This is a genomic window from Microcoleus sp. S13_C5 (genome assembly GCF_036700845.1).
GTDB lineage: Bacteria > Cyanobacteriota > Cyanobacteriia > Cyanobacteriales > Microcoleaceae > Microcoleus.
This window is the reverse complement of sequence record NZ_JAUBPR010000295.1, coordinates 1-1276: the sequence shown is the minus strand read 5'-3', so window position 1 is coordinate 1276 and position 1276 is coordinate 1. Positions and strand designations below refer to the sequence as shown.

The 1276-nt window shown below is 47.6% G+C and carries 2 protein-coding genes; both read left to right on the top strand.

Annotated features, from left to right (window positions below):
• Positions 1-651: 651 nt before the first annotated feature.
• Positions 652-921 (top strand): DUF5615 family PIN-like protein, encoded by a 270-nt coding sequence (locus QUA04_RS29695; RefSeq protein WP_333264398.1) that lies wholly within the window; start codon positions 652-654, stop codon positions 919-921.
• Between the two features lie 29 nt (positions 922-950).
• A complete protein-coding gene (locus tag QUA04_RS29690; protein WP_445242399.1) occupies positions 951-1241 on the top strand; it encodes a Uma2 family endonuclease in 291 nt (96 codons plus the stop codon).
• The last annotated feature ends 35 nt before the right edge of the window (positions 1242-1276 follow it).

Here is a 1276-nt window from a genome sequence, read left to right as displayed (position 1 = left end):
TGCTTGTTTATCCCACCCAACATGATGATGCCTCTAAATTCCCTTGTCAATAGCGTTTGAGATGCGCTTACCCTGCCATTACATCGCGATCCGTTTGACAGAATGCTGATCTGCCAAGCATTACAAAATGGTTTGACCATTGCGACAGTAGATGCAGCAGTTCGCGCCTATTCAGTCAGCGTCATGTAGGACCGCCGCCCAATTTCACCGTTACATTTTTCCCCGTTTTCATTACCCTGTATTGAAGAACAGATGAAACGCGATCGCCCACTACTTCCCTCAAACGATCGCCCTCTTTCCCTATCCTCAGAAAATAGAACAACCGCCAAGGCTCAAATCTGAGCGCCCACACCACTCTTGTTATCATTAAAATCAATGGCTGCAAAAGCGAGCTTAGATTATGCTTGCCCTCGTCTCACCATAAAAAATTCAATGGTTTGCGGGTTCTGTAGTACGCTTACCTGGAACCGGGCAAGATTATCAGAGTTTGTACGATCGCCCCGGAGACGGCTCAATTCCGCGTCTGAAGTATCGCAACCGAGAAGTGCGATCGCCCGCTGTGTAGAAATTGCTTAGCAACGCAACACCAGCCTTACTATCCGCGATTTGAAGCAACAACTAGCTAACCCATAAGCAAGGTATTTTTATGCGGTGTTATACAGACAAGCTGTCCGTTTGCTGAGGCAAGTTAATGCGGATGAGCAACGGGTGATTTTGACATTCGATCGCGCTGGAGGCGAACTCATTTATCGCTTGCGGCTGCGATCGCCAAGAGGTGTCATTTATTTGCGGTTTCGTCCTCACACGCCGGAAAAACCAGCATCAATATTGTTAAATTTATTACAGACCGAAAGATTGCAATTTCAGGAACGCTTTAGGGTGGTGGAGGGCGATCAAATTCGTCAACGTCCGCTACCGTAGTTATTGCCGGAAGCAAGTAGCTGTGGGGATTGAGGCAGGCTTTGGGTGACGATCGCTATGTGAAGCGCTATCCTAAGTTGATTGCTGAGGTGCTGTCACCTTCGACGGAAAAGTTCGATCGGGGTGATAAATTTGAGGATTATCGACAGTTGGAATCGTTAGAAGAGTATGTTTTAATCGCGCAGGATCGGATGTGGGTGGAGTGTCGCCGTCGGGTGAAAGATGCGAGTGGGGAACGTTGGGAAACGGTGGTTTATGGTGCGGGCGAACGAGTGATGTTAGCGGGACTTAAACAAATTTTAAGCCCAAACAAAGCCTAAACTGGCTTTATAAGCGGAGAATACGTCCCAATTTT